A 22,850-nucleotide genomic window follows, 5' to 3' on the forward strand; every position below is an offset into this window, starting at 1 on the left:
CCGCCCGCCGCGGCGGCGTGAACCCACCATGGCCACAGCCCTCACCGACAAACTCTCCAGCCTGGTCAAGAAGATCAGCGGCCAGGCCCGCATCACCGAAGACAACGTGCAGGACATGCTGCGCGAGGTGCGCATGGCCCTGCTGGAGGCCGACGTGGCGCTGCCCGTGGTGCGCGACTTCATCGCCCGCGTCAAGGACAAGGCCCTGGGCCAGGAGGTGCTGGGCAGCCTCAAGCCCGGCCAGGCGCTGGTGGGCATCGTCAACCGCGAGCTGGCGGCGACGATGGGCGCGGGCGTGAGCGACCTCGACCTGGCCGCCCAGCCGCCCGCCGTGATCCTGATGGCCGGCCTGCAGGGCGCCGGCAAGACCACCACCACGGCAAAATTGGCGCGCCACCTGATCCAGCGGCGCAAGAAGAAGGTGCTGACCGTGTCGGGCGACGTGTACCGGCCCGCCGCCATCGAGCAGCTCAAGACGGTGACGCAACAGGCCGGCGCCGACTGGTTCCCGTCCTCGCCCGATCAGAAGCCACTGGACATCGCCCGCGCCGCGCTCGACCACGCCCGCAAGCACTTCTACGACGTGCTGCTGGTCGACACCGCCGGCCGTCTGGCCATCGACGAGGCGCTGATGCAGGAGATCAAGACCCTGCACGCCGCGCTGAACCCGGTCGAGACCCTGTTCGTGGTCGATGCCATGCAGGGCCAGGACGCCGCCAACACCGCCCGGGCCTTCAAGGACGCGCTGCCGCTCACCGGCATCGTGCTGACCAAGATGGACGGCGACGCGCGCGGCGGCGCGGCGCTGTCGGTGCGGCAGATCACCGGCGCGCCCATCAAGTTCGCCGGCGTCAGCGAGAAGATCGACGGCCTGGAGGTGTTCGACGCCGAGCGCCACGCCGGCCGCATCCTGGGCATGGGCGACGTGGTGGCGCTGGTCGAGCAGGTCGCCGCCAACGTGGACATGGAGGCCGCCAAGAAGCTGGCCGAGAAGGTCAAGAGCGGCAGCGGCTTCGACCTGCAGGACTTCCTGGGCCAGCTCCAGCAGATGAAGCAGATGGGCGGTATTTCCAGCCTGCTGGACAAGCTGCCCGCCCAGATGGCCGCCAAGACCACCGACGCCGACATGACCCGCGCCGAGCGCGACATCCGCCGCAAGGAAGGCATCATCAACAGCATGACCGCGCTGGAGCGCCGCAAGCCCGATCTGCTCAAGGCCAGCCGCAAGCGCCGCATCGCCGCCGGCGCCGGCGTGCAGGTGCAGGAAGTCAACCGCCTGCTCAAGGAGTTCGAGCAGATGCAGGGCATGATGAAGCAGATGAAGGGCGGCGGCCTGATGAAGATGATGCGCCGCATGGGTGGCATGAAAGGCCTGGGCGGCCTGATGCCCGGCGGCATGCCGCCGGGCATCGGCGGGCCGGGCGGGCCCAAGCTGCCGTTCAAGTGAGCCTGGGCGGCGGATTCAAAGCAATTTTGGCCTCTAGCCAGCGCCAGTATTGCGGTGATAGCTATTAAAAAATGAGTAACCAGGCGCGGCCCGCGAACCCTGAGCGCCCCGTGCGTGTGCTGATGGTCTGCATGGGCAACATCTGCCGCAGCCCCACGGCGCACGGCGTGTTCGAGCAGATGGTGCGCGACGCCGGCCTGGCCGGCCGCATCGCCGTCGATTCGGCCGGCACGCACGGCTACCACGTCGGCGCGCCGCCCGATGCGCGCGCGCAGGCGCACGCCCGCCGACGCGGCTACGACCTGAGCGCCCAGCGCGCCCGCCAGCTCACGCGGCGCGACTTCGACGATTTCGACCTCGTGCTGGTCATGGACGCCGCCAACGAGCGTGCCGCCCGTGCCCTGTGCCCGCCCGGCGCGCGGCAGCGCCTGCGCCGGCTGACCGACTTCTGCACGCGCCACGCCACCACCGAAGTGCCCGATCCGTACCACGGCGGCGATGCCGGCTTCGAGCAGGTGCTGGACCTGGTGGAAGACGCCTGCGCCGGCCTGCTGCGGACGCTGGCGGCGCGTTAGCGGCTACACCGCCGCCAGGCAGCGCCCCTGCGCCGCCAGCCGCGCGAAGCCCTGGGCCAGGAAGTCCAGCAACTGCCGCACCGCCGGCCGCATGCCCCGGCGCGAGGCGAAGGCGGCCTGGATCAGGCTCTCTGGCGGCGCCCAGCCCGGCAACAAGGCAATCAGGCGCCCTTGCGCCAGCGCCTCGTGCACCAGCAGGCGCGGCAGCGGCGCGCAGCCCACGCCGGCCAGCGCGGCGCACAGCAGGGTGGCCATGTCGTTGGCGATCAGGCGCGGCTCGTGCGGCACCTCGGCCTGCGCACCCTCGGGGCCGGCCAGCGTCCACAGCCGCTCCTCGCGCGAATTGCCCAGGCCCAGCGTGGGCAGGCGCGCCAGGTCCCGCGGCGTGGCCGGCGGCGCGGCGGCGGCCAGCAGCGCGGGCGCGGCCACCAGCACGTGCGGGCTGCGCGCCAGCGGGCGGACGATCTCGTCGCCCCGGCCCGGCGCGTGGCCGGCCGGTGCGGGCCGCGCGCGCAGCGCCAGGTCGATGCCGTCGTGCCACACGTCGGCGTTGCGGTTGGTCGATTCGACCTGCACCTGCACGCGCGGCCAGGCGCGCAGGAAGCCGGCCAGCAGGTCGGCCACGCCGTGCTGCAGCAGCGCGGGCGGGCAGATCAGGCGCACGCTGCCGCGCGGCTCGCGGCTCTGCTCGGCGGCCAGCGCCTCGGCGGCCTCGGCCTCGGTCAGCATGGCGCGGGCGTGCTGGGCCAGCTCCTGCCCGATCTCGGTGATGGCGAAGCGCCGCGTGGTGCGCTGCAGCAGGCGCAGGCCCAGGCGCGCTTCCAGCGCGGCGATGCGGCGGCTCAGGCGCGACTTGGGCACGCCGGTGGCGCGCTCGGCGGCGGCAAAGCCGCCGTGCTCGACCACGGCGGCGAAGTAGCCCAGGTCGTTCAAGTCATGCATGGTGATTGTTCCATTGATGGAATGATGAATCCCATTTTGCCGTCTTTCATTGAGATTGGATCGGCCGTACATTCAATCCATGCGCTGGCGGATCGGCCAGCGTTCCGCCTCACAGGAGTCTCGTCATGAAAAAAGCGCTTTCCGTCCGCAGCGCGCCCGGCCGCCATTGGGTGGGCGACGGCTTTCCCGTGCACGGCCTGTTCGGCTACAGCGGCGAGGGCGTGGCCGAGCGCAGCCCGTTCCTGCTGCTGGACTACGCCGCGCCGACCGAGTTCTCGCCCGCGGGGCACCGCCGCTGCGTGGGCAGCCACCCGCATCGCGGCTTCGAGACCGTGACCATCGTCTACGACGGCGAGGTGGAGCACCGCGACTCCACCGGCGCCGGCGGCGTCATCCGCCGGGGCGACGTGCAGTGGATGACGGCCGGCGGTGGCATCGTGCACGAGGAGTTCCACTCCGGCGACTACGCCGCGCGCGGCGGGCCGTTCGAGATGGTGCAGCTGTGGGTCAACCTGCCCGCCCGGGACAAGATGGCGCCGGCCGGCTACCAGGCCCTCGCCGACGCGCGGATTCCCGCCGTGGCGCTGCCCGACGGCGCCGGCCAGGTGCGCGTGATCGCCGGCACGTTCGAGGGCGCGGCCGGCCCCGCGCGCACCTTCACGCCCATGAACGTGCTGGACGTGCGCCTGCGCGCCGGGCGCACGGTGGCGCTGCCGCAGCCCGAGGGCTGGACCACGCTGGTGGTGGTGCTGGCCGGCACCGTGGCCGTCAACGGCGACACCGTGCTGCGCGCGGCCGAGATGGCCACGCTGTCCACGGCAGGCACGGGTTTGACCATCGAGGCCAACGGCGACGCCAAACTGCTGGTGCTGGCCGGTGAGCCCATTGACGAGCCGGTGGTGGGCTACGGACCGTTCGTGATGAACAGCCCGCAGCAGATCACGCAGGCCATCGAGGACTTCAACAGCGGCCGCTTCGGCCGCGTGTGAAGAGTCGATTGCTTCAATATTGATAGCTGTTACCGCAATATTCACACCGGCTGAAGGCCAAAAACACTCGAAATCCCGGGTGCTTTGCCGGCCCGTGCCGGGCCCGCCATACTTGATCACCCGACTTTCTTCCAGGAGCCTCCCATGACCGATCTGCTCCCCGTCGTCCTCAACGAAGCCGAGCACCGCTTCGAACTGGTGGTGGACGGCCACAGGGCCTACGAAGTGTTCGAGCGCTTTCCCGGCGGCATCGCCTACCTGCACACCGTCGTGTCCCCGGCGCTGGAAGGGCGCGGCATCGGCAGCCGCTTGGTCAGGCACGTGCTGGACTACGCGGTGCGGCACCATCTTCTGGTGCGTCCCGACTGCCCGTTCGTGAAGGCCTACATCGACCGCCACCCAGAATACCAGTCCATCTCACTGGCGCACGGCGCTGGTCGGAGCCAGCCATGACCGCCGCCCCGCAACGCTACGCGTCCCGCGTCTCCATCGTCGGCGAGGACACGCCCGTCGCGCGCGCCCTGCCGCACCGCGAGCGCCGGCTGGTGGGCGCCTGGTGCTTCCTCGACCACGCCGGCCCGGTGCAGTTCGCGCCCGGCGCCGGCATGCACGTGGGCGCGCACCCGCACATCGGCCTGCAGACCTTCACCTGGCTCATCGAGGGCGAGGTGGTGCACCGCGACTCGCTGGGCAACGAACAGGTCATCCGTCCCGGCCAGGTCAACCTGATGACCGCCGGGCGCGGCATCGCCCACACCGAGGACTCGCTGCACGAAGGCGCGCGCCTGCACGCGGCGCAACTGTGGATCGCGCTGCCCCGGGGCGAGCACGCGCGCGAACCCGCGTTCCAGAACCATCCCGAACTGCCGCGCCTGCCCGTCGGCGGCTTCACCGCCACCGTGCTGGCCGGCAGCGCCTGGGGCCAGGCTTCGCCCGCCACCATCTACACGCCGCTGGTGGGCATCGACCTCAGCGCCGCCGGCGCCGCGCATGCCGAAGTCCCCCTGCAGGCCGACTTTGAATACGCCGCCCTGGTGCTGCGCGGCAGCGCCCAAGTGGCCGGCGAGGCGCTGTCGCCCGGCGAATGGCTGTACTTCGCGCCCGGCCGCACCGTGCTGGGCGTGCAATGCGACGGCGAAGCCCAGTTACTGCTGCTGGGCGGCATGCCCTTTGGCGAAGACATCCTCGTGTGGTGGAACTTCGTCGCCCGCACCCAGGCCGAAATGGAACAGGCCCTGGCCGACTGGAACGCCCAGCCCAACACCGGTGGGCGCTTTGGCACCGTGCGCGCGGGCACCCTGGCCGCGCCGCTCAAGGCGCCCAGCCTGGAGGGGGTGCATTTGCGGGCGGGCGGGTAGGCGGCTGCTGATATTTACCCTCTCCCTCTGTGAATGGTTGGTTCTGCGGCGCCACGCTGTCGATCAAGCGGAAGTACGCCGACAAGATGGTGTGGGGGCCAGCGAGGGGCTGGAGTGCGGCTTGGATCGCAGACGGCATCGGGCTGCGGCACGCCCCTCAACCCCGGGAAACCGATACCCCCATCCCCGCGCCTGGCATGCAAAAAAACGTCACCGATGACCCTGAGCCCTACGGCCCATACGCCTCATTTCAGATGTGCAAGCCGGCATGTGGACGGAGATACACGACAACTTTCACGCCGGCGATGCCGACGAATGGCTGTCTTCGGCCAAGAACCTGGGCAAGTGCGGCTATTTGCTGCGCGTCAGCGGGAAAAGCATGCATGCGCCCGGCGAACGCTTCAGCTTTCCGAAGGGGATGATCCTGCACGTCAACCCAGGCATGACCCCGCAGCCCGGCCAGTTCGTCATTGTTCGGCGAGGCGCCGGTCTCGCTGCAGCCACATTCAAACGCTATGTCTTGATGGATGGCAATCCGTATCTGGAAGCGATCAACCCAAATTGGCCACCGGACGAGAAGTACATCAAGCTTCACCCTCACCGCCCGCTGCCCGACGCAGGACGCGGCAAACCCATACGAGCAGATGCGCGTGCGCCTTGCCGAAATCGACGCGCCCGAGCGCAAACAGCCCTTCGGGAACGTGAGTAGACAGCACCTCGCGGCGCTGTGCTTCAAGACCGAGGCCACGATCCGGCAGACTGCGACGGATCGCTATGGCCGCACGGTGGCGCGGGTGGAGTGCCGCGGGCGCGATGCCGATCTTGTAGAGCGCCACGTCATCCCTGGGCACCCGCACTACACCAGGCCGCCAGGCGTTGAGCCGCTGTACTGCGGATGCCCGCTTTGTTGGCGGGAGTAGCTGACCCATCCCCACCCAGCCGCCCACCGAGGCGGTTTTTTGTGGGTGCAGGTGGTGCAGGACTGATTGCGCCTACAGCCGCCCCGCTTCCAGATCGGCCCGAAGCGCCTCGCTGGCCCGCGTTTGCCAGCCCGGCCCCGAAGCTCTGAGCGCTGCCAGCACGTCCGGGGCAAGGCGCAGCGTGGTCAGCACCTTGGTACTGGCCTTGGCCGACCCAGCCGGTCGGCCGCGCCGCTTGGCAATCTGCTCCGGCGTGGTCATGCGCCCCACCACACCCGTCGCCGCCTCTCGCAGCGATTGCCGCAAGCCTGGCAGCGCGTGGCCCGCGTCAGCCTCCACGGCACGGGCTACCTTTTCCACGTCCATCTGCTGGAAGTCTTTCAGGCTTTGAATGGTCTTCATGGTCATTTCCTCTTGATGTCCTTGGGCAGAACATTGGCCTGCACCGCCTTTGTGTAGACCTGCACCATCAGCAAGGCACCGTCAGCGCGCAGAACGTAGTAGATCGCGCGGGCGCCGCCCCGCTTGCCCCGGCCTTTCACCGCCCAGCGCACCTTGCGCGCGCCGCCAGCACCCGGAACACGTCACCCGCCTCCGGGTTCAGGCAGAGCCAGGCAAAGAAATCCAAACGCTCCTGCTCCGTCCACACCGCATCTGCTTGCTTGACGAATTCGGCGGTTTCGATGACCGTGAGCATGTATTGATTGTAGCTACGATTAATTTGTGCGGCAAGTCTTTGTTTGTAGCCACGCGGCCAATTCGCGGCCTATTGCCAGGGCTTTACTGGGTTCAGCATTCATGAAGTGGGGCTCAGGTTCACCTTCTCGCCAAACCCGCCCCTACAACAACGGCCCCACCGTCGCCATCATGTTGTGCCAGATGCGCCGGTACCAGGGCCAGTGCAGCACTTCATCCAGTGTGACGGGCACGGACTGGTTGATGTATTGATGCTGGCGCGCGCGCACGTCGGCGGTGGTGGCGGCGTCTTGCAGCAGCAGGTTGTTTTCAAAGTTCAAATCAAAGCTGCGCAGATCCAGGTTGGTGGAGCCGAGGAGCGTGACCTGGCCGTCCACCGTGAGGGTTTTGGCGTGCAGCAGGCCGCCGCGGAATTCGTGCAGCGCCACGCCGGCGGTGAGCAGGCGCCGGTAGGTGCTGCGGCTGGCGGCGCCCACCACCCACGAATCGTTGCGCGCGGGCAGGATCAGGGTGACCCGCACGCCGCGCCAGGCGGCGGCGCACAGGCTTCGAGCACGGTGGCGTCGGGCACGAAGTAGGGCGTGGAGATGGTCAACTCGCTGCGCGCGGCGGCGATCAGCACGGACAGCAATTGCGGCGTGGCCAGCGGGCGTTCGGTGGGGCCCATGGCCGTGACGACGGCGGGAAAGCCGTCGGCGACGGGGGCGGCCAGCGGCTGGAAGGGGTCGAAGCTCTGGCCGGTGGTCTGCATCCAGTCGCTGGCGAACAGCCACTGCATTTGCGACACCACGCGGCCGCGCACGCGCAGCATCACATCCACCCAGGGGGCGTATTTGGCCTTGACGCGAAAGGCTTCGTCGGCGCAGTTCTGGCTGCCCACGTAGGTGATGCTGCCGTCGATGAGCGTGATCTTGCGGTGGTTGCGCAGGTCGATGCGGCTGGTGAGCAGCACTTTCAGCAGGTTGCCAAAGGGCAGCGCGATGGCGGTCTGCACGCCGGCTTCGCGCATCTGGCGCCACAGCGGCGAATGGATGAAAGCGCGCGAGCCCAGGCCGTCGACCATGGCGCGGCAGGTGACGCCGCGCTGGGCGGCACGCATCAGCGCGTGGGCGGTGCGGGTGCCGGTTTCATCGTTCAGCCAGATGTAGTACAGCACGTTGATCTCGCGCTCGGCCGCGTCCATGTCGGCCAGCATGCGCTCGCGCGCGGCGGCGCCGTTGGCCATCAGCTCGCCGTGGTTGCCCGGCACCGGGTGCACGCCGTTGATGGAGGCCGCGTAGCCGAAGGCGGGCAACCAGGCGGGCGCGATCATGCGGGCGGTGTCGGCCGCGTCGCCCAGCACCTCGCGCGCGGCGGGGTGGCCGGCCAGGCGCGCAGCCATGAAGTCGGCCGTGCGCTGCTCGCGCCGCAGCACGTAGCGGCCAACGGTGACTTCGCCGAACAGCAGGTACAGCACGCAGCCCAGGTAGGGCAGCACGATGATGGTGGCCAGCCAGGCCATGCGCGCGTCGGGGTTCAGGTCGTCGCGCAGCAAAATGCGCCCGCCCACGCCCAGGACCAGCAAAGTGTGTAGCAGCAGAAACAGCATGGGCGGCATTTTGGCGCAGGGCGGGCGCGGCGCGTGCGCCAGAATCGCCCGCATGACCAATGGCACCCCCACAGTCCACGGCCCAGCAATGAAGAAGCGCTCACTGATAGACGACACCGTTCACGCAGTGGCCCTGTTTGAGGGCCTGAAGGGCCTGGCGGCGCTGGCGCTGGGGCTGGGGTTCAAGGCGCTGCAGCAGCGCGACCTGCACGAACTGGCGGTGGCGCTGGTGGGCCGGCTGCACCTGCACGCCGACTCGCACCTGCCGGCCGTGTTCATCGGCTGGTCGGACAAGCTGCAGGAGGTGCACCCGGCCCAGGTGCTCACGCTGGCGCTGGCCTACGCGGTGCTGCGCTTTGCCGAAGCCTGGGGCCTGTGGCGCGACCGGCCCTGGGCCGAATGGCTGGCGGCGCTTTCCACCGGCCTGTACCTGCCGTTCGAGCTGATGCACCTGGCGCACCGGCCGAGCGCGGTGTCGGCCGGCGTGGTGCTGTTCAATGTGGCGGTGGTGGCGCTGATGGTGTGGCGCCTGCGGCTGCGCCGGCAAACCGTAAACTCATAGTCAAAAAGCCCTCCAGCCAGCGCTGGACAAGCGCCATGCGCTATATATAGAATAGCTTAAACGTCTGTGATGTGGCAGGCGAGAGACCATGCGAGAGGTGTGCGCCATGCAGACGGAGAGCCGCTTGAACGAACGCCGTCGCCTGGCGCTGGCCCTGCTGGCGGCGGGCTGGCTGGCCGGTTGCGCCAGCCGGCCGGCGTCGCGCACCAGCGCGGGCGGAGCCGTCGGTACCGGCGGCGGCGGGGTGCGCCGCGCGCCGGCCGTGCCCACGCCGCCCAGCCTGCCGCCGCTCAACCTGGACCCCGCCGAGCGCGAGGGCGCCGTCGCCAACGCCATGCTGCTGGTGAACACGCCCTACACCTACGGCGGCAACACGCCGCAGGGCGGCTTTGACTGCAGCGGCCTGATTCAGTATGTATTTCAGCAAGTGACGGGCGGCACGCGCCGCCTGCCGCGCAGCACCGCGCAATGGGCCGCGTCCACCGTACCGGTTCAGGACGCGCAGATGCAGCGCGGCGACCTGGTGTTCTTCAACACCACCGGCACGCCGTTTTCGCACATGGGCCTGCTCGTGGGCGACGAGCAGTTCGTGCACGCGCCCAGCAGCGGCGGCATCGTGCGCAAGGCCAGCCTGGACAATCGCTACTTCGCCACGCGCTACCTGGGCGCGCGGCGGGTGTTTGCTACCTGAGGCCGGCCGCCGCCCGCAGCGCCTGGGCCTTGTCGGTGCGCTCCCAGGTGAACTCGGGCTCCTCGCGCCCGAAGTGGCCATAGGCGGCGGTCTTCTGGTAGATGGGGCGCAGCAGGTCGAGCATCTGGATGATGCCCTTGGGCCGCAAGTCGAAGTGCTCGCGCACCAGTTGGGCGATGCGCTCGTCGGGGATCGTGCCCGTGCCCTCGGTGTAGATGGTGATGTTCATCGGCTCGGCCACGCCGATGGCGTAGGCCACCTGGATCTGGCACTGGCGCGCCAGCCCGGCGGCCACGATGTTCTTGGCCACGTAGCGCGCGGCATAGGCGGCGCTGCGGTCCACCTTGGTGGGGTCCTTGCCGCTGAAGGCGCCGCCGCCGTGCGGGCAGGCGCCGCCGTAGGTGTCGACGATGATCTTGCGGCCGGTCAGGCCGCAGTCGCCCTGCGGGCCGCCCACCACGAAGCGGCCGGTGGGATTGATCAGGAAGCGGGTTTCCTTCAGCCATTCCTTGGGCAGCACCGGCTTGATGATCTCCTCGATCACGGCCTCGACGAAGGAGGCCTTCATCTTGGCGGTCTCGCTCTGCTCGGGGTGGTGCTGGGTGGAGAGCACCACGGTGTCGATGCTGTGCGGCTTGCCGTCCACGTAGCGCATCGTCACCTGGCTCTTGGCGTCCGGCCGCAGGAAGGGCAGGCGGCCATCCTTGCGCAACTGGGCCTGGCGCTCGACCAGGCGGTGCGCGTAGTAGATCGGCGCGGGCATCAGCTCGGGCGTCTCGTCGCAGGCGTAGCCGAACATCAGGCCCTGATCGCCGGCGCCGGTGTTCAGGTGATCGTCGCTGGCGTGGTCCACGCCCTGGGCGATGTCGTTGCTCTGCTTGTCGTAGCAGACCATCACCGCGCAACCACGATAGTCGATGCCGTAGTCGGTGTTGTCGTAGCCGATGCGCTGGATGGTGTCGCGCGCCACCTGGATGTAGTCCACGTGCGCGTTGGTGGTGATCTCGCCGGCCAGCACCACCAGGCCGGTGTTGGTCAGCGTCTCGGCGGCCACGCGCGAGCGCGGATCCTGCGCGAAGATGGCGTCGAGGATCGCGTCGGAAATCTGGTCGGCCACCTTGTCGGGATGGCCTTCGGAAACCGATTCGGAAGTGAAGAGAAAGCTGTTCGCCAGTTCCATTGAATAAACTCCTGTGGTTTGAACGCCTGCGTTGCCAAACCTTGCGGAGCCCTGGCGAACGCTTTAGCAGATCTTGTTTAACGTCGCCCTGCAAGTAGTTCAGTAACTCGGCGACGCCCCGATTTTAGCCAATCCACCATGCTTGCCCTGTATCGCCTCGTGTCCGGCTGGCCGCTCGGCCTGCTGCACGCCCTCGGCGCGGCGCTGGGCTGGCTGACCTGGCTGGCCTCGCCCACCTACCGGCGCCGCCTGGCCGCGCATGCCCGGCTGGCGGGCTACCGGTTCGCCGAGGTGCGGCCGGCCGTGGCCCACGCCGGGCGCATGGCGCTGGAGACGCCGCGCCTGTGGTTCGGCCCCCCCGTGCCCATCCAGTGGGACGGCACCGACGTGGTGGACGCCGCCTACGCCGCCGGCAGGGGCGTGGTGTTCCTCACGCCGCACCTGGGCTGCTTCGAAATCACCGCCCAGGGCCTGGCCGAGCGCTACCGTGCGCGCTACGGCTCCATCACCGTGCTGTACCGCCCGGCGCGCCAGGCCGCGCTGGCGCGGGTGGTGGAGACGGCGCGCCGGCGCGAGGGCCTGGAGACCGCGCCCACCACGCTGGCCGGCGTGCGCCAGATGATGAAGGCGCTGCGCGCCGGCCGCGCCATCGGCCTGCTGCCCGACCAGGTGCCGCCCGAGGGCATGGGCCAGTGGGCGCCCTTCTTCGGCCAGCCGGCCTACACCATGACCCTGGCCGCGCGCCTGCTGCTGCAGACTGGCGCCACGCCGGTGCTGGTGTGGGGCGAGCGGCTGCCGCGCGGGCAGGGCTTTTGCCTGCACTTCCGCGCGCTGGCCCAGCCGCTGGCCGGCGAACTGGCGCCGGCCGTCGAACAGATCAACCGCGCCATGGAGCGCCTGATCCGCGAGTGCCCGCAGCAGTACCTGTGGGGCTACGGGCGCTACAAGACGCCGAGGCCGGCCACCGCATGATCCACCCCGGCGTCCTCTTCATGCGCGCGCTGGCGCCGCTGCCGCTGGGGCTGGTGCGCGGGCTGGGCGCCGCGCTGGGCCGCCTGCTGTACCTGCTGGCGTGGCCGCGCCGCCGGATCGCGCTGACCAACCTGCGCCTGTGCTACCCGGACTGGAGCGAAGCCGAGCGCCGGGCCGTGGCGCGGCGCAACTTCGTGGTCTTCAGCCAGGCGTTCCTCGATCGGTCGTGGCTGTGGCACGGCGACCCCGAGACGGTGCGCCAGCGCCTGCGCATCACCGGCGCGGTGCAGGACCTGACGCGCGAAGGGGCGGTGGTCATGTTCGCGCCGCACTTCTACGGCATGGACGCCGGCGGCAGCGCCGTGATGCAACAGATCGCGCGGCCGGCCTGCACCATCTACTCCACCCAGTCCGACGCCACGCTGGACGCCTGGATGCGCGCCGGCCGCCAGCGCTTTGGCGATGCCACCCTGCTGTCGCGCAACGAGGGGGTCAAGCCCATCGTGCGCGCGCTGCGCCAAGGCAAGATGCTGTACCTGCTGCCCGACATGGACCTGGGCCCGCACGAATCGGTGTTCGTGCCCTTCTTCGGTGTGCCGGCGGCCACCGTGCCGTCGCTGTCGCGCTTCGCCAAGCTGGGCGGCGCGCGCGTGGTGCCGGTGGTGACGCGGCTCACGCCCCAGGGCTACGAGGTCAGCGTGCATCCGGCCTGGGCGGACTATCCCAGCAGCGACGCCGTGGCCGACACCGCGCTGATGAACCAGCGCCTGCAGGGCTACATCGACGCGATGCCCGAGCAGTACTACTGGGTGCACAAGCGCTTCAAGACGCGGCCGCCCGGCGAGCCGTCGATGTATTGACGCCCGGCGCGCTACGGATGGCGCGCGATGAAGCCCTCGATCTCGCGCGCCAGCAGTTGCGGCTGCTCGTGAATGATCCAGTGGGTGGCGCCGGGCACTTTCTTCATCTCCAGCTGCGACACGTAGTCGGCCATGCCGTCGAGCAGGCCGGGCAGCAGGGCGGTGTCGTCGAGCGCCCAGAAGATGAAGGTTGGCACGTTCACCAGCAGGCGCTCGCGCGGCAGCACGGGGATGCCGTCCACGCCGGCGCCGGGCAGCGGCGGCTTCAGGGGCGTCACGCGGTAGAGGTTGCAGGCGCCGGTGAGGCCTTGGTCCCACACGGCGCGGTACTGGTCCTTCACCGCCTCGGTGAGCCAGCCGAAGCCGTCCGGCCCGGCCTTCATCAGCGTGAAGAAGGGCCACATGCGCTTGTAGTCGTCGGCCGCCAGCAGCGCCTCGGCATCGGGGCGGGCCAGGAAGTTCATGTACGCGCTCGCCTGCTGCTGCGCCGGGTTTTCGCGCAGCTCGCGGGCGAAGGTGCCGGGGTGGGGCGAGTTGATGATCACCAGCCGGCCCAGCTTGTCGCCGTGCAGGTTGCCATAGGCCCAGGCGAAGGCGCCGCCCCAGTCGTGCGCCACCAGGGTCTCGATGCGGCCGCCCTGGCCTTCGGCGGCGGCCAGCGCCTCGATGTCCTGCGTCAGCAGTTGCGGGCGGTAGGCCTCCACTTCCCTGGGCGCGCTGGAGCGCTCGAAGCCGCGCAGGTTGGGCGCCACGCAGCGGAAACCCCCGTGCTCGGGCTGGGCGAAGTATTCGAGCAGTTCATCCCAGATGAACGCGGCTTCGGGAAAGCCGTGCAGGAACATCATCAGCGGCCGCCCGCGCTCGCCGGCCGAGCGGCAGCTGAGCGTGATGCCTTGGGGCAGGTCGATGGTCCAGGTGTCGATCATGGGTGGGTCTCCTCTTTCAAGTGCGGTGGTGCGGGTGCATTGTGCGCCACGCCGGGCCGGGCCGGCATCGAGGATCGTCCTGCGCACGGATTCATGATAAAAATGGCCTTGGCCGGCGTGGCTATTGTGCCGGAAGCTATCAATAGGAGAGCGGCATGGGCATCCGCATCGTGCGTCTGGGCAGCCCGCGCGCGCCGGACGAGGGCGTGCGCATCGGCACGGTGCGGCGTCCGCCGCGCGGCGTGCCCAAGGCGCGGTTCGCCAGCGACGACTGGTACGACGTGTGGTACCCCAACCTTTCGCCGAGCCCCGAGCTGATGAAGCTGGCGCTGTCCACCCACGCGCATCCGGACAGTGCGCAGTCGAAGAAGGACTGGGCGTTGTTCACGCGCGGGTTTCGCAAGGCGATGGCCGAGCCCGACGCGGCGCGCACGCTGGACGTGCTGGCGGCGCTGTCGCACGGCGCCCATTTCTCGCTCGGCTGCTACTGCGAGGACGCGTCGCGCTGCCATCGTTCGATCCTGCGCGCCCTGCTGGCCGAGCGCGGGGCGGACCTGGCCGATTAGGCGGGTGCGGGGGCGACGTCCGGGGGCGGCCGCGGCGCCTCGTCCACCAGCCGCCGCAGCCACAGCGCCGCGTCGTCCACGCCCTGGCGCTTGAGGGCCGAGAACAGTTTCACCTCGCCGCCCCCCGCGTTCAGACGCGCGATGGACAAGGCCTTGGCTTGTTCGGCGCGGCCCAGCTTGTCGGCCTTGGTCAGCAGCACCAGGAACTTCAGGCCCTGCTCGACGCGCGGCCGGATGACCTCCAGCAGGGCCTCGTCCAGCTCCTTCAGGCCGTGGCGTGGGTCGCACAGCATGACCACGCCGGCCAGGTTCTCGCGCGAGACCAGGTAGTTGGCCATCACGCGCTGCCAGCGCACCTTGTCGGCCAGCGGCACGGCCGCGTAGCCGTAGCCGGGCAGGTCGGCCAGCACGGCGTCCATGCCGCCCTGCCGGCCGAGGGTGAACAGGTTGATGTGCTGCGTGCGGCCCGGCTTCTTGGAGGCGAACGCCAGTTGCGTCTGCTGCGTCAGGGTGTTGATGGCGGTGGACTTGCCGGCATTGGAGCGGCCGACGAAGGCGATCTCCGGCACCTGGAGCGCCGGCAGGTGGTGCAGTTGCGCCGCCGTGGTCAGAAAGCGCGCCGTGTGCAGCCAGCCCAGGGCTTCGCGCGCGGCGGCGCTGGGGACGGGCGGGTGGGCGGAGGAGGGGCGCGGGAGGGGCATGAAGGCGGGGCGGGAGCATCGTCCCCGGAGCGGGGGCGCGAGTGCGGCATTGTAGAATCGCCCCGCTAAAGCGCCCACGACCTCCACCATTCAAAAGAAGACGATCGCCCATGAAGTCGCTCGCTGCCCTTCTGACCGCCTCGCTGCTCGCCGCCACCGCGTCGGCCGCCGACGCCCCAGCCGCGCCCAAGGTCGACCTGGCCAAGGGCGGCGCCAGCTACGCCGCGGTGTGCGTGGCCTGCCATGCGGCGGACGGCAACTCAACGGTGCCCCTGCAGCCCAAGCTGGCGCAGCAGCACCCCGAGTACCTGGTCAAGCAGATGCTCGAATTCAAGAGCGGCACGCGCCAGGATCCGATCATGCAGGGCTTCGCCGCCGCGCTGAGCGAGGAAGACACGCGCAACATCGCGTGGTGGCTGGCGTCGCAGAAGGTCAAGCCCGGCTTCGCCAAGGAGAAGGACCTGGTGATGCTGGGCGAGCGCATCTACCGCGGCGGCATTCCCGACCGCCAGATTCCCGCCTGCGCGGGCTGCCACAGCCCCAACGGCGCCGGCATTCCCGCGCAGTACCCGCGCTTGGCGGGCCAGTTCGCCGACTACACCGCCAAGCAGCTGGTGGCCTTTCGCGATGGCGCGCGCAAGAACAACTTGCAGATGACGGGCGTGGCCGCCAAGATGAACGACCGCGAGATCAAGGCGGTTTCCGATTACATCGCCGGCCTGCGCTGAAAAGCGGGGCGGCGCTGACCTGACACCGCGCCCGGCTTGGCCCGGCGCGGTTTTTTATGAGCGCCAGAATGAATCCAGGTCAAGAAATCGCGTCGAAGGGGGAACGGGCGCGCTGGCGGCACGCTCCAATGGCGAGCGTCCGGCACGCCGCCGGAGCGCGCACTGGTTTCGCATGACGGCATCGGCAGACACCCTCCACCACGACGTCCCGCACGGCCCGCGGCCCTGGCGCCCGGGCGTGGAGTTGCTGTCGTCGATGCGCTTCGCCATCGCGCTGCTCACCGTCATCTGCATCGCGTCGGTCATCGGCACCGTGCTCAAGCAGCATGAGCCGGCGGTCAACTACACCAACCAGTTCGGGCCGTTCTGGGCCGATCTGTTCCTGGCGCTCAAGCTCAACGCGGTGTACAGCGCGTGGTGGTTCCTGCTGATCCTGGCCTTCCTGGTCGTCAGCACCTCGCTGTGCATCTCGCGCAACACGCCCAAGATCGTGGCCGACCTGCGCAGCTACAAGGAGAACATCCGCGAACAGAGCCTGAAGGCGTTCCACCACAAGGCCGAGGCGCGCCTGGCCGAGTCGCCCCAGGCCGGGGCCGAGCGCATCGGCCGCCTGCTGGCCGGCGGCGGCTGGAAGGTGCGCCTGCAGCCGCGCGACACGCCGGCCGGTCCCGGCTGGATGGTGGCCGCCAAGGCCGGCGGGGCCAACAAGATCGGCTACATCGCCGCGCACAGCGCCATCGTGCTGGTCTGCCTGGGCGGGCTGTTCGACGGCGACTTGTTCGTGCGCGCGCTGACCTGGTTCGGCGGCAAGACGGTCTACGCCGGCAGCGGCTTCGTGTCCGAGGTCGGGCCCGAGCACCGCCTGCCCGAGACCAACCCCACCTTCCGCGGCAATCTGGTGGTGTCGGAGGGTACGCAGTCGAGCACCGCCATCCTGAGCCAGTCCGACGGCGTGCTGCTGCAGGAGCTGCCGTTCGCGGTGGAACTGAAGAAGTTCATCGTCGAGTACTACTCCACCGGCATGCCCAAGCTGTTCGCCAGCGACATCGTGATCCACGACAAGGCCACCGGCGAGCAGCGCCCGGCGCGCGTCGAGGTCAACCACCCGGCCAGCTACAAGGGCGTGCAGATCTACCAGAGCAGCTTCGACGACGGCGGCTCGCGCGTGAAGCTGGCGGCCCTGCCCCTGAACGGCAGCGCGCGGCCGTTCGAGGTCGAAGGCACCATCGGCAGCTCCTCGCAGATCACCAACGGCAGCGACCAGCTGACGCTCGAATACACCGCCCTGCGCGTCATCAACGTCGAGAACCTGTCCGGCGACCCGCCGGCCGGCGTGGACGTGCGCCGCGTCGACCTGGGCCAGGCCGTGGCGCAGCGCCTGGGCGCGGCCGACAAGACCGTCACCAGGCGCGAGCTGCGCAACGTCGGCCCCAGCATCACCTACAAGCTGCGCGACGCGGCCGGCCAGGCGCGCGAGTACCACAACTACATGTTGCCGGTCGATACCGGCGACGGCGCGCCGGTGTTCCTGGTCGGGGTGCGCAACACGCCGGCCGAGTCCTTCCGCTACCTGCGCGTGCCGGCGGACGACGAAGGCTCGCTGGCCGGCTTCGTCGCCCTGCGCGCGGCCCTGGAGGACCCGGCGCAGCGCGAGCGCGCGGTACGCCGCTACGTCGCCAAGGCGGTCGAGCCGGGCCGGCCGGAGCTGGCCGAGCAACTGGCGATGTCGGCCTCGCGCGCCCTGGGCCTGTTCGGTGGGGCCGAGGCGGTGAACGGCACCCGCATCGGCGGCCTGCAGGCCATCTCGGACTTCATGGAGGCGGCCGTGCCGGAGGGCGAGCGCGAGCGTGCCGCCGAGGTGCTGCTGCGCATCCTCAACGGCACCCTGCTGGAGCTGAACGCGCTGGTGCGCGAGTCGCGGGGCCAGAAGCCTCTGTCGGAAGCCGACGAAGCCACCCGGCAGTACATGACGCAGGCGGTGTTGGCGCTGTCGGACGCGCCGCTGTACCCGGCGCCGGTGGTCTTCCAGCTCCAGGACTTCACCCAGGTGCAGGCCAGCGTGTTCCAGGTGGCGCGCGCCCCGGGCCAGAATGTGGTCTATCTGGGCTGCCTGTTGCTGATCCTGGGCGTCTTTGCGATGCTCTACGTGCGCGAGCGGCGCCTGTGGATCTGGCTGGCGCCCGAGGGCGCCGGCGCCCGGGCCACGATGGCCCTGTCGTCCAACCGCAAGACGATGGACGCCGACCGCGAATTCGAACAACTGCGGCTCAAGCTGCTTGCCGAGCCGTCCCACGAGACATCCCACGAGGGGGCTTCCAGGCCATGAACACCACCGTCGCACCCGCGCCCCTGACGCTGAACGAGGGCTACTTCGCGCGCCGCAACTGGGGCGATTGGGCGTTCGCCCTGCTGGCCGTGGCCGGCGCCGTCTTCGCGTTCCAGCGCTACCACGCGGCGATGGACGTCTACGAGAAGGGCATCCTCGCCGCAGCGGTGCCGGCGGTGGTCTGGCTGGGCTGGTTCTGGCGGCCGCTGCGCCACCTGATGCTGGTGGTGGCCGCCTTCTCGCTTTTGGCCATCGTGTCCTACGACGGCGACCTGCGGCGCGGCGACACCGTCTTCTGGCTCAAGTATTTCCTGTCCAGCCAGTCGGCCATCCTGTGGATGAGCATGTTGTTCTTCATGAGCACGGCGTTCTACTGGATCGGCATGTTCGCGCGCGGGCAGGCGGCCGTGTTCGAGGGGCTGGGCAGCAAGATCGCCTGGGTGGCGGTGGGGTTGGCGCTCGTCGGCACCATGGTGCGCTGGTACGAGAGCCACCAGATCGGCCCGGACATCGGCCACATCCCGGTCAGCAACCTGTACGAGGTGTTCGTGCTGTTCTGCTGGATGACGGCGCTGTTCTACCTGTACTACGAGGCGCAGTACCGCACGCGCGCCATGGGCGCCTTCGTGATGCTGGTGGTCAGCGCCGCAGTGGGCTTTTTGCTGTGGTACACGCTGGTGCGCGAGGCGCACGAGATCCAGCCGCTGGTGCCCGCGCTCAAGAGCTGGTGGATGAAGCTGCACGTGCCGGCCAACTTCATCGGCTACGGCACCTTCTCGCTGGCGGCGATGGTGGCGTTCGCCTACCTCATCAAGCAGCAGGCCGCCGAGAAGCGCTGGTATGCGCTCACGCCCATGTGGCTGCTGGGCATGGCGCTGTGTTTCGTTCCCCTGGCCTTCCGTCAGCGCAACCTGGCCGAGGCCGGCGGCAGCTACTGGTTCGGCTACGCCATCGTCGCGGCGCTGATCGTGGGCGGCATCCTGCTGGGCCGCCGGCGCATCGCCGAGCGCCTGCCCAGCTTCGAGGTGCTGGACGACGTGATGTACAAGTCCATCGCCGTGGGCTTCGCCTTCTTCACCATCGCCACCGTGCTGGGCGCGCTGTGGGCGGCCGAGGCCTGGGGCGGCTACTGGAGTTGGGACCCCAAGGAAACCTGGGCCCTGATCGTGTGGCTGAACTACGCCGCCTGGCTGCACATGCGGCTGATGAAGGGCCTGCGCGGCACCGTCGCGTCGTGGTGGGCGCTGGCGGGGCTGGGCGTGACCACCTTCGCCTTCATCGGGGTCAACATGTTCCTGTCGGGGCTGCACAGCTACGGCACCCTGTAGCAGGGTTGCGGCAGCGGCGCGCCGCGACGGCATGTTTTCAAGCCAAATCGGCCTTGAGCCCGCGTGGATATTTCGCTGATAGCTATTATTTTAATAGTAAACGTTCGATTCTGGTAGGCGCCGCGGGCCTGAGGGCTTGCGCCGGCCGCGCGCCGCTGTAACCTGGCGGCCCATCGGAACGAATGAACAGGTGCCGTCTCCAACAGTCGTCGCGCCCGCACCAGGCGGCCGGCGCCCGAACCCAGGCACACACTCCCGAGGCTCCATCATGCTGATCCGATCCCGCGACCCAGGCTTCGTGCACCCTCATCCCGGCGACGTCACGCCGCGCGCCGTCTACGAAGACCGGCGCGCGTGGCTGCGTCTGATGGCCGGCGGCGCGGCCGGCGCCGCGCTGCCGGGCTGGGCGGCGCGCGACGCCCGCGCGCAGGCGCCCGCCGCCGCACGCCCGGGCAAGCTGGCGCCGCTGCCGGGCGCCAGGTCCGCCGTGCCCGGCGCGGTGACGATGGAAAAGCCCACCGACCACAAGGACGCCAGCAGCTACAACAACTTCTACGAGTTCGGCACCGACAAATCCGCCCCAGCGCGCCAGGCCCACACGCTGAGGACCGCGCCGTGGTCGGTGGAGGTCGAGGGCCTGGTCGGCAAACCCGGCCGGTGGGCGCTGGAAGACCTGCTCAAGCTGGCGCCAATGGAAGAGCGCCTCTACCGTCTGCGCTGCGTCGAGGGCTGGTCGATGGTGATCCCGTGGGTCGGCTATTCGCTGGTCGGGCTGATCCGCCGCGTGGAGCCACTGGGCAGTGCCAGGTACGTCGAATTCGTCACCCTGGCCGACCCGAAGCAGATGCCCGGCCTGCGCTCCGGCGTGCTGGACTGGCCCTACACCGAGGCGCTGCGGCTGGACGAGGCGCTGCACCCGCTCACGCTGCTGGCCTTCGGCATGTACGGCGAGGTGCTGCCCAACCAGAACGGCGCGCCGGTGCGCATCGTGGTGCCCTGGAAGTACGGCTTCAAGTCGGCCAAGTCGATCGTGAAGATCCGCTTCACCGAGAAGGAACCGCGCACCGCCTGGAACAAGGCGGCGCGGCACGAGTACGGCTTCTATTCCAACGTCAACCCCGAGGTGGACCACCCGCGCTGGAGCCAGGCCACCGAGCGACGCATCGGCGAGGATGGGCTGTTCGCCAAGAAGCGCAAGACGCTGATGTTCAACGGTTACGAAGCCCAGGTCGGCCAGCTGTACGCGGGCATGGACCTGAAGAAGTTCTATTGACCCCCGCCGTGACCGTGCGCGCGCTCCTGCTGCGGCCGGCGGCCAAGCCGGTGGTCTTCGCGCTGTGCCTGCTGCCGCTGGTCTGGCTGGTCTTCGGCGCCGTGGCCGACCGGCTGGGCGCCAATCCGGCCGAGGCGCTGATCCGCGCGCTGGGCGACTGGACGCTGCGCTTTCTGTGCCTGACGCTGGCCGTCACGCCGCTGCGGGTGCGCACGCGCACGCCGCAACTGGCGCGCTTCAGGCGCATGCTGGGGGTGTTCACGTTCTTCTACGCCTGCCTGCACCTGCTGGCCTACGCCTGGCTGGACATGGGGCTGGAGCCGGCGGAGATCGGCCGCGACATCCTCAAGCGCCCCTTCATCCTGGTGGGCTTCGCCACCTGGCTGCTGCTGCTGCCGCTGGCCCTGACCTCGGCCAACCGCGCCGTGCGCTGGCTGGGCGGGCGCCAGTGGCAGGCGCTGCACCGGCTGGTCTATCTGATCGCGGGGCTGGCGCTGCTGCACTTCTTCTGGATGCGCAGCGGCAAGAACGACTTTGGCGAAGTGGCGGTGTACGGTGCCGTCATCGGCACATTGCTGCTGGAGCGGCTGGTGCGCTATTTCAAGCCAAATCGGCCTCAAGTCAGCGCCAGATAATCGCCAGTAGCTATATAAATAATAGCTACCTGGCGAGCCTCAGATCGACTCCAGACGCCACAGATCCTGCATGGGCTCGCGCCGGCGTACCACGCGCGTGCTGTTGCCGTCCACCAGCACCTCGGCGGCGCGCGGGCGGGTGTTGTAGTTGCTGGCCATGCTCATGCTGTAGGCGCCGGCCGATAGCACGGCCAACCGGTCGCCCGGGCGTACCGCCAGCGCGCGGTCATGGCCCAGCCAGTCGCCGCTCTCGCACACCGGGCCGACCACGTCCCAGGTCGCGGCCGCCGCCCCGGCGGCCGGCTCGGCCAGCGGCACGATGCGGTGAAAGGCCTGGTACAGCGCCGGCCGGGGCAGGTCGTTCATCGCCGCGTCGACGATGCAGAAGCTCTTCTGCTCGCCGGGCTTGAGGTAGAGCACCTCGGTCACGCACACGCCGGCGTTGCCGACCAGCGAGCGGCCTGGCTCGATCATCAGCGCGCGGCCGCCGAAGCCGCGCGCGTCCAGGCGCGCCAGCAGCGCCGCCCACAGCGCATCGGCGGCCGGCGGCGCGTCGCCGTTGTAGTCGATGCCCAGGCCGCCGCCGAAGTCGATGTGGTGGATGGGGATGCCGGCCACCTCGATGGCGGCGACCAGGTCCAGCACCCGGTCCATGGCTTCCAGGTAGGGCGCGGGCGCGGTGATCTGCGAGCCGATGTGGCAGTCGATGCCCGCCACGCGCAGCCCCGGCAGGCCGGCGGCGCGCTGGTAGGCCGCCAGCGCCTGCTCGTGCGCGATGCCGAACTTGTTGCCCTTCAGGCCGGTGGAGATGTAGGGATGGGTCTTGGCGTCCACGTTCGGGTTGACGCGGATGCTGACCGGCGCCACCCGGCCGCAGGCCTGGGCGACTTCGCTCAGCACGTCCAGCTCGGCGACGCTCTCGACGTTGAAGCAGCCGATGCCCACGTCGAGCGCGCGGCGCATCTCCTGGCGCGTCTTGCCGATGCCGGAGAAGATGATTCTGCCGGGCGCGGCGCCGGCCGCCAGCGCGCGCTCCAGCTCACCGCCCGAGACGATGTCGAAGCCGCAGCCCGCGTCCGCCAGCAGCTTCAGGATGGCCAGCGTGGAGTTGGCCTTCATGGCGTAGCAGATCAGCGCGTCGCGCCCCGCCAGCCCGCGCTGGTAGGCCGCCAGCGCGGCCAGGATGGCGGCCTTGGAGTAGATGAACAGCGGCGTGCCGTGCCGCTCGGCCAGCGTCTGCAGGGGCACGTCCTCGACCATGAGTTGGCCGTCGTGATACGACACGAAGGGCGCCCCCGGCAGCGGCGGCGGGGGGAGGGCGGGCGAAGCGGTCATTGGATATCGGGCAGGTCGGGCAGCGGCGACGGGGGCACGGGGGTGGACGCCCGGCTGGCTGGCGCGGCGGGCGGCTGGCCGCCGCCGAAGACGGTTTGCGGCAAGGTCGCGCGCTGCGCCGCCGCCGGGGTGTGGGGGATGTAGAGCGGCCCTTTTTGGCCGCAGCCGGCCAATGGCCCCGCGAGGATCAGGCCCGCCGCGATGGCTAGAATGGTTCGAGGCAGCGGTGCGAGCGACATGGATGGAATTGTA

At 69.6% G+C, this 22,850-nt stretch carries 28 protein-coding genes; 17 read left to right on the forward strand and 11 right to left on the reverse strand.

Annotated features, from left to right (window positions below; translation table 11 throughout):
- The first annotated feature begins 28 nt into the window (after positions 1 to 28).
- Together ffh and IPG65_RS08910 are read left to right on the forward strand one after the other, a co-directional pair.
- Positions 29 to 1,447: a signal recognition particle protein gene (gene ffh, locus IPG65_RS08905; protein WP_293188862.1), complete on the forward strand. Its 1,419-nt coding sequence runs from the start codon at positions 29 to 31 to the stop codon at positions 1,445 to 1,447.
- 122 nt (positions 1,448 to 1,569) lie between these two features.
- Positions 1,570 to 2,022 (forward strand): low molecular weight protein-tyrosine-phosphatase, encoded by a 453-nt coding sequence (locus IPG65_RS08910; protein WP_293190010.1) that lies wholly within the window; start codon positions 1,570 to 1,572, stop codon positions 2,020 to 2,022.
- 3 nt (positions 2,023 to 2,025) lie between these two features.
- Here IPG65_RS08910 and IPG65_RS08915 read toward each other — a convergent pair whose 3' ends face one another.
- A complete protein-coding gene (locus IPG65_RS08915; protein ID WP_293188863.1) occupies positions 2,026 to 2,964 on the reverse strand; it encodes a LysR substrate-binding domain-containing protein in 939 nt (312 codons plus the stop codon).
- A 125-nt stretch (positions 2,965 to 3,089) separates the two neighbouring features.
- On the opposite strand from IPG65_RS08915, the gene IPG65_RS08920 reads away from it, so the two are divergent.
- The 5 genes from IPG65_RS08920 (at position 3,090) to IPG65_RS08940 (ending at position 6,231) form a co-directional block, all read left to right on the forward strand.
- Positions 3,090 to 3,953 (forward strand): pirin family protein, encoded by an 864-nt coding sequence (locus IPG65_RS08920; protein ID WP_293188864.1) that lies wholly within the window; start codon positions 3,090 to 3,092, stop codon positions 3,951 to 3,953.
- Between the two features lie 144 nt (positions 3,954 to 4,097).
- Positions 4,098 to 4,406, forward strand: a complete 309-nt coding sequence (locus tag IPG65_RS08925; protein ID WP_293188865.1) for a GNAT family N-acetyltransferase — start codon at positions 4,098 to 4,100, stop codon at positions 4,404 to 4,406.
- Positions 4,403 to 5,311: a pirin family protein gene (locus IPG65_RS08930; protein WP_293188866.1), complete on the forward strand. Its 909-nt coding sequence runs from the start codon at positions 4,403 to 4,405 to the stop codon at positions 5,309 to 5,311. The genes IPG65_RS08925 and IPG65_RS08930 overlap by 4 nt, the downstream gene beginning before the upstream one ends.
- Positions 5,312 to 5,579: 268 nt before the next feature.
- Positions 5,580 to 6,020 carry a LexA family transcriptional regulator gene (locus IPG65_RS08935; protein WP_293188867.1) on the forward strand — a complete coding sequence of 147 codons (441 nt, stop codon included), beginning with the start codon at positions 5,580 to 5,582 and terminating at the stop codon, positions 6,018 to 6,020.
- Positions 5,956 to 6,231 carry a thermonuclease family protein gene (locus IPG65_RS08940; RefSeq protein ID WP_293188868.1) on the forward strand — a complete coding sequence of 92 codons (276 nt, stop codon included), beginning with the start codon at positions 5,956 to 5,958 and terminating at the stop codon, positions 6,229 to 6,231. The genes IPG65_RS08935 and IPG65_RS08940 overlap by 65 nt, the downstream gene beginning before the upstream one ends.
- A gap of 72 nt (positions 6,232 to 6,303) precedes the next feature.
- On the opposite strand, the gene IPG65_RS08945 is transcribed toward IPG65_RS08940, so the two are convergent.
- From IPG65_RS08945 to IPG65_RS08965, 5 genes are all read right to left on the reverse strand, one after another.
- Positions 6,304 to 6,633 (reverse strand): BrnA antitoxin family protein, encoded by a 330-nt coding sequence (locus IPG65_RS08945; RefSeq protein ID WP_293188869.1) that lies wholly within the window; start codon positions 6,631 to 6,633, stop codon positions 6,304 to 6,306.
- A 2-nt stretch (positions 6,634 to 6,635) separates the two neighbouring features.
- Positions 6,636 to 6,773, reverse strand: a complete 138-nt coding sequence (locus tag IPG65_RS08950; RefSeq protein WP_293188870.1) for a hypothetical protein — start codon at positions 6,771 to 6,773, stop codon at positions 6,636 to 6,638.
- Entirely contained in the window at positions 6,770 to 6,928 is a 159-nt protein-coding gene (locus tag IPG65_RS08955) for a hypothetical protein (RefSeq protein ID WP_293188871.1), read from the reverse strand. Before IPG65_RS08955 ends, IPG65_RS08950 begins: the two co-directional genes overlap by 4 nt.
- 142 nt (positions 6,929 to 7,070) lie before the next feature.
- A complete protein-coding gene (locus IPG65_RS08960; RefSeq protein WP_293188872.1) occupies positions 7,071 to 7,448 on the reverse strand; it encodes a phospholipase D-like domain-containing protein in 378 nt (125 codons plus the stop codon).
- Positions 7,433 to 8,515 (reverse strand): phospholipase D-like domain-containing protein, encoded by a 1,083-nt coding sequence (locus tag IPG65_RS08965; protein ID WP_293188873.1) that lies wholly within the window; start codon positions 8,513 to 8,515, stop codon positions 7,433 to 7,435. The genes IPG65_RS08960 and IPG65_RS08965 overlap by 16 nt, the downstream gene beginning before the upstream one ends.
- Positions 8,516 to 8,642: 127 nt before the next feature.
- Between IPG65_RS08965 and IPG65_RS08970 the strand changes: the two genes are divergently transcribed.
- Both IPG65_RS08970 and IPG65_RS08975 read left to right on the forward strand, forming a co-directional pair.
- Positions 8,643 to 9,077 carry a DUF2127 domain-containing protein gene (locus tag IPG65_RS08970; RefSeq protein WP_293188874.1) on the forward strand — a complete coding sequence of 145 codons (435 nt, stop codon included), beginning with the start codon at positions 8,643 to 8,645 and terminating at the stop codon, positions 9,075 to 9,077.
- Positions 9,078 to 9,201: 124 nt separating this feature from the next.
- Positions 9,202 to 9,768 carry a C40 family peptidase gene (locus IPG65_RS08975; protein WP_293188875.1) on the forward strand — a complete coding sequence of 189 codons (567 nt, stop codon included), beginning with the start codon at positions 9,202 to 9,204 and terminating at the stop codon, positions 9,766 to 9,768.
- On the opposite strand, the gene metK is transcribed toward IPG65_RS08975, so the two are convergent.
- Positions 9,761 to 10,942, reverse strand: coding sequence for a methionine adenosyltransferase (gene metK, locus IPG65_RS08980; protein WP_293190012.1), 1,182 nt, complete (start codon positions 10,940 to 10,942; stop codon positions 9,761 to 9,763). The two genes, IPG65_RS08975 and metK, sit on opposite strands and share 8 nt — an antisense overlap.
- A gap of 144 nt (positions 10,943 to 11,086) precedes the next feature.
- Between metK and IPG65_RS08985 the strand changes: the two genes are divergently transcribed.
- Entirely contained in the window at positions 11,087 to 11,920 is an 834-nt protein-coding gene (locus IPG65_RS08985) for a lysophospholipid acyltransferase family protein (protein WP_293188876.1), read from the forward strand.
- Entirely contained in the window at positions 11,917 to 12,780 is an 864-nt protein-coding gene (locus IPG65_RS08990; protein ID WP_293188877.1) for a lipid A biosynthesis acyltransferase, read from the forward strand. The genes IPG65_RS08985 and IPG65_RS08990 overlap by 4 nt, the downstream gene beginning before the upstream one ends.
- Before the next feature lie 11 nt (positions 12,781 to 12,791).
- Here the strand turns inward: IPG65_RS08990 and IPG65_RS08995 are convergent, their stop codons facing one another.
- Positions 12,792 to 13,706: an alpha/beta hydrolase gene (locus tag IPG65_RS08995; RefSeq protein ID WP_293188878.1), complete on the reverse strand. Its 915-nt coding sequence runs from the start codon at positions 13,704 to 13,706 to the stop codon at positions 12,792 to 12,794.
- A 155-nt stretch (positions 13,707 to 13,861) separates the two neighbouring features.
- On the opposite strand from IPG65_RS08995, the gene IPG65_RS09000 reads away from it, so the two are divergent.
- On the forward strand, positions 13,862 to 14,272 hold the full coding sequence (locus IPG65_RS09000; RefSeq protein ID WP_293188879.1) for a DUF488 domain-containing protein: 411 nt from the start codon (positions 13,862 to 13,864) through the stop codon (positions 14,270 to 14,272).
- On the opposite strand, the gene yihA is transcribed toward IPG65_RS09000, so the two are convergent.
- Positions 14,269 to 14,973, reverse strand: a complete 705-nt coding sequence (yihA, locus tag IPG65_RS09005) for a ribosome biogenesis GTP-binding protein YihA/YsxC (protein WP_293188880.1) — start codon at positions 14,971 to 14,973, stop codon at positions 14,269 to 14,271. The genes IPG65_RS09000 and yihA overlap by 4 nt on opposite strands.
- Before the next feature lie 110 nt (positions 14,974 to 15,083).
- On the opposite strand from yihA, the gene IPG65_RS09010 reads away from it, so the two are divergent.
- The 5 genes from IPG65_RS09010 to IPG65_RS09030 all read left to right on the forward strand — a co-directional run bounded on the left by IPG65_RS09010 (position 15,084) and on the right by IPG65_RS09030 (position 21,263).
- Positions 15,084 to 15,701, forward strand: coding sequence for a c-type cytochrome (locus IPG65_RS09010; RefSeq protein ID WP_293188881.1), 618 nt, complete (start codon positions 15,084 to 15,086; stop codon positions 15,699 to 15,701).
- 256 nt (positions 15,702 to 15,957) lie between these two features.
- Positions 15,958 to 18,027, forward strand: coding sequence for a cytochrome c biogenesis protein ResB (locus IPG65_RS09015; RefSeq protein WP_293190014.1), 2,070 nt, complete (start codon positions 15,958 to 15,960; stop codon positions 18,025 to 18,027).
- The gene (ccsB, locus tag IPG65_RS09020) at positions 18,024 to 19,355 is read left to right on the forward strand and encodes a c-type cytochrome biogenesis protein CcsB (RefSeq protein WP_293188882.1); all 1,332 of its coding nucleotides are present in this window, start codon (positions 18,024 to 18,026) and stop codon (positions 19,353 to 19,355) included. Before IPG65_RS09015 ends, ccsB begins: the two co-directional genes overlap by 4 nt.
- A gap of 268 nt (positions 19,356 to 19,623) precedes the next feature.
- Entirely contained in the window at positions 19,624 to 20,628 is a 1,005-nt protein-coding gene (msrP, locus tag IPG65_RS09025; protein ID WP_293188883.1) for a protein-methionine-sulfoxide reductase catalytic subunit MsrP, read from the forward strand.
- Positions 20,629 to 20,642: 14 nt separating this feature from the next.
- Positions 20,643 to 21,263 (forward strand): sulfite oxidase heme-binding subunit YedZ, encoded by a 621-nt coding sequence (locus IPG65_RS09030; RefSeq protein WP_293188884.1) that lies wholly within the window; start codon positions 20,643 to 20,645, stop codon positions 21,261 to 21,263.
- Between the two features lie 39 nt (positions 21,264 to 21,302).
- Here IPG65_RS09030 and lysA read toward each other — a convergent pair whose 3' ends face one another.
- Together lysA and IPG65_RS09040 are read right to left on the reverse strand one after the other, a co-directional pair.
- Positions 21,303 to 22,598 (reverse strand): diaminopimelate decarboxylase, encoded by a 1,296-nt coding sequence (gene lysA / locus IPG65_RS09035; protein ID WP_293188885.1) that lies wholly within the window; start codon positions 22,596 to 22,598, stop codon positions 21,303 to 21,305.
- On the reverse strand, positions 22,595 to 22,837 hold the full coding sequence (locus tag IPG65_RS09040; protein WP_293188886.1) for a lipoprotein: 243 nt from the start codon (positions 22,835 to 22,837) through the stop codon (positions 22,595 to 22,597). The genes lysA and IPG65_RS09040 overlap by 4 nt, the downstream gene beginning before the upstream one ends.
- Between the last annotated feature and the right edge of the window lie 13 nt (positions 22,838 to 22,850).

The organism is Ottowia sp. (assembly GCF_016703145.1).
Classification (GTDB): domain Bacteria; phylum Pseudomonadota; class Gammaproteobacteria; order Burkholderiales; family Burkholderiaceae_C; genus Ottowia.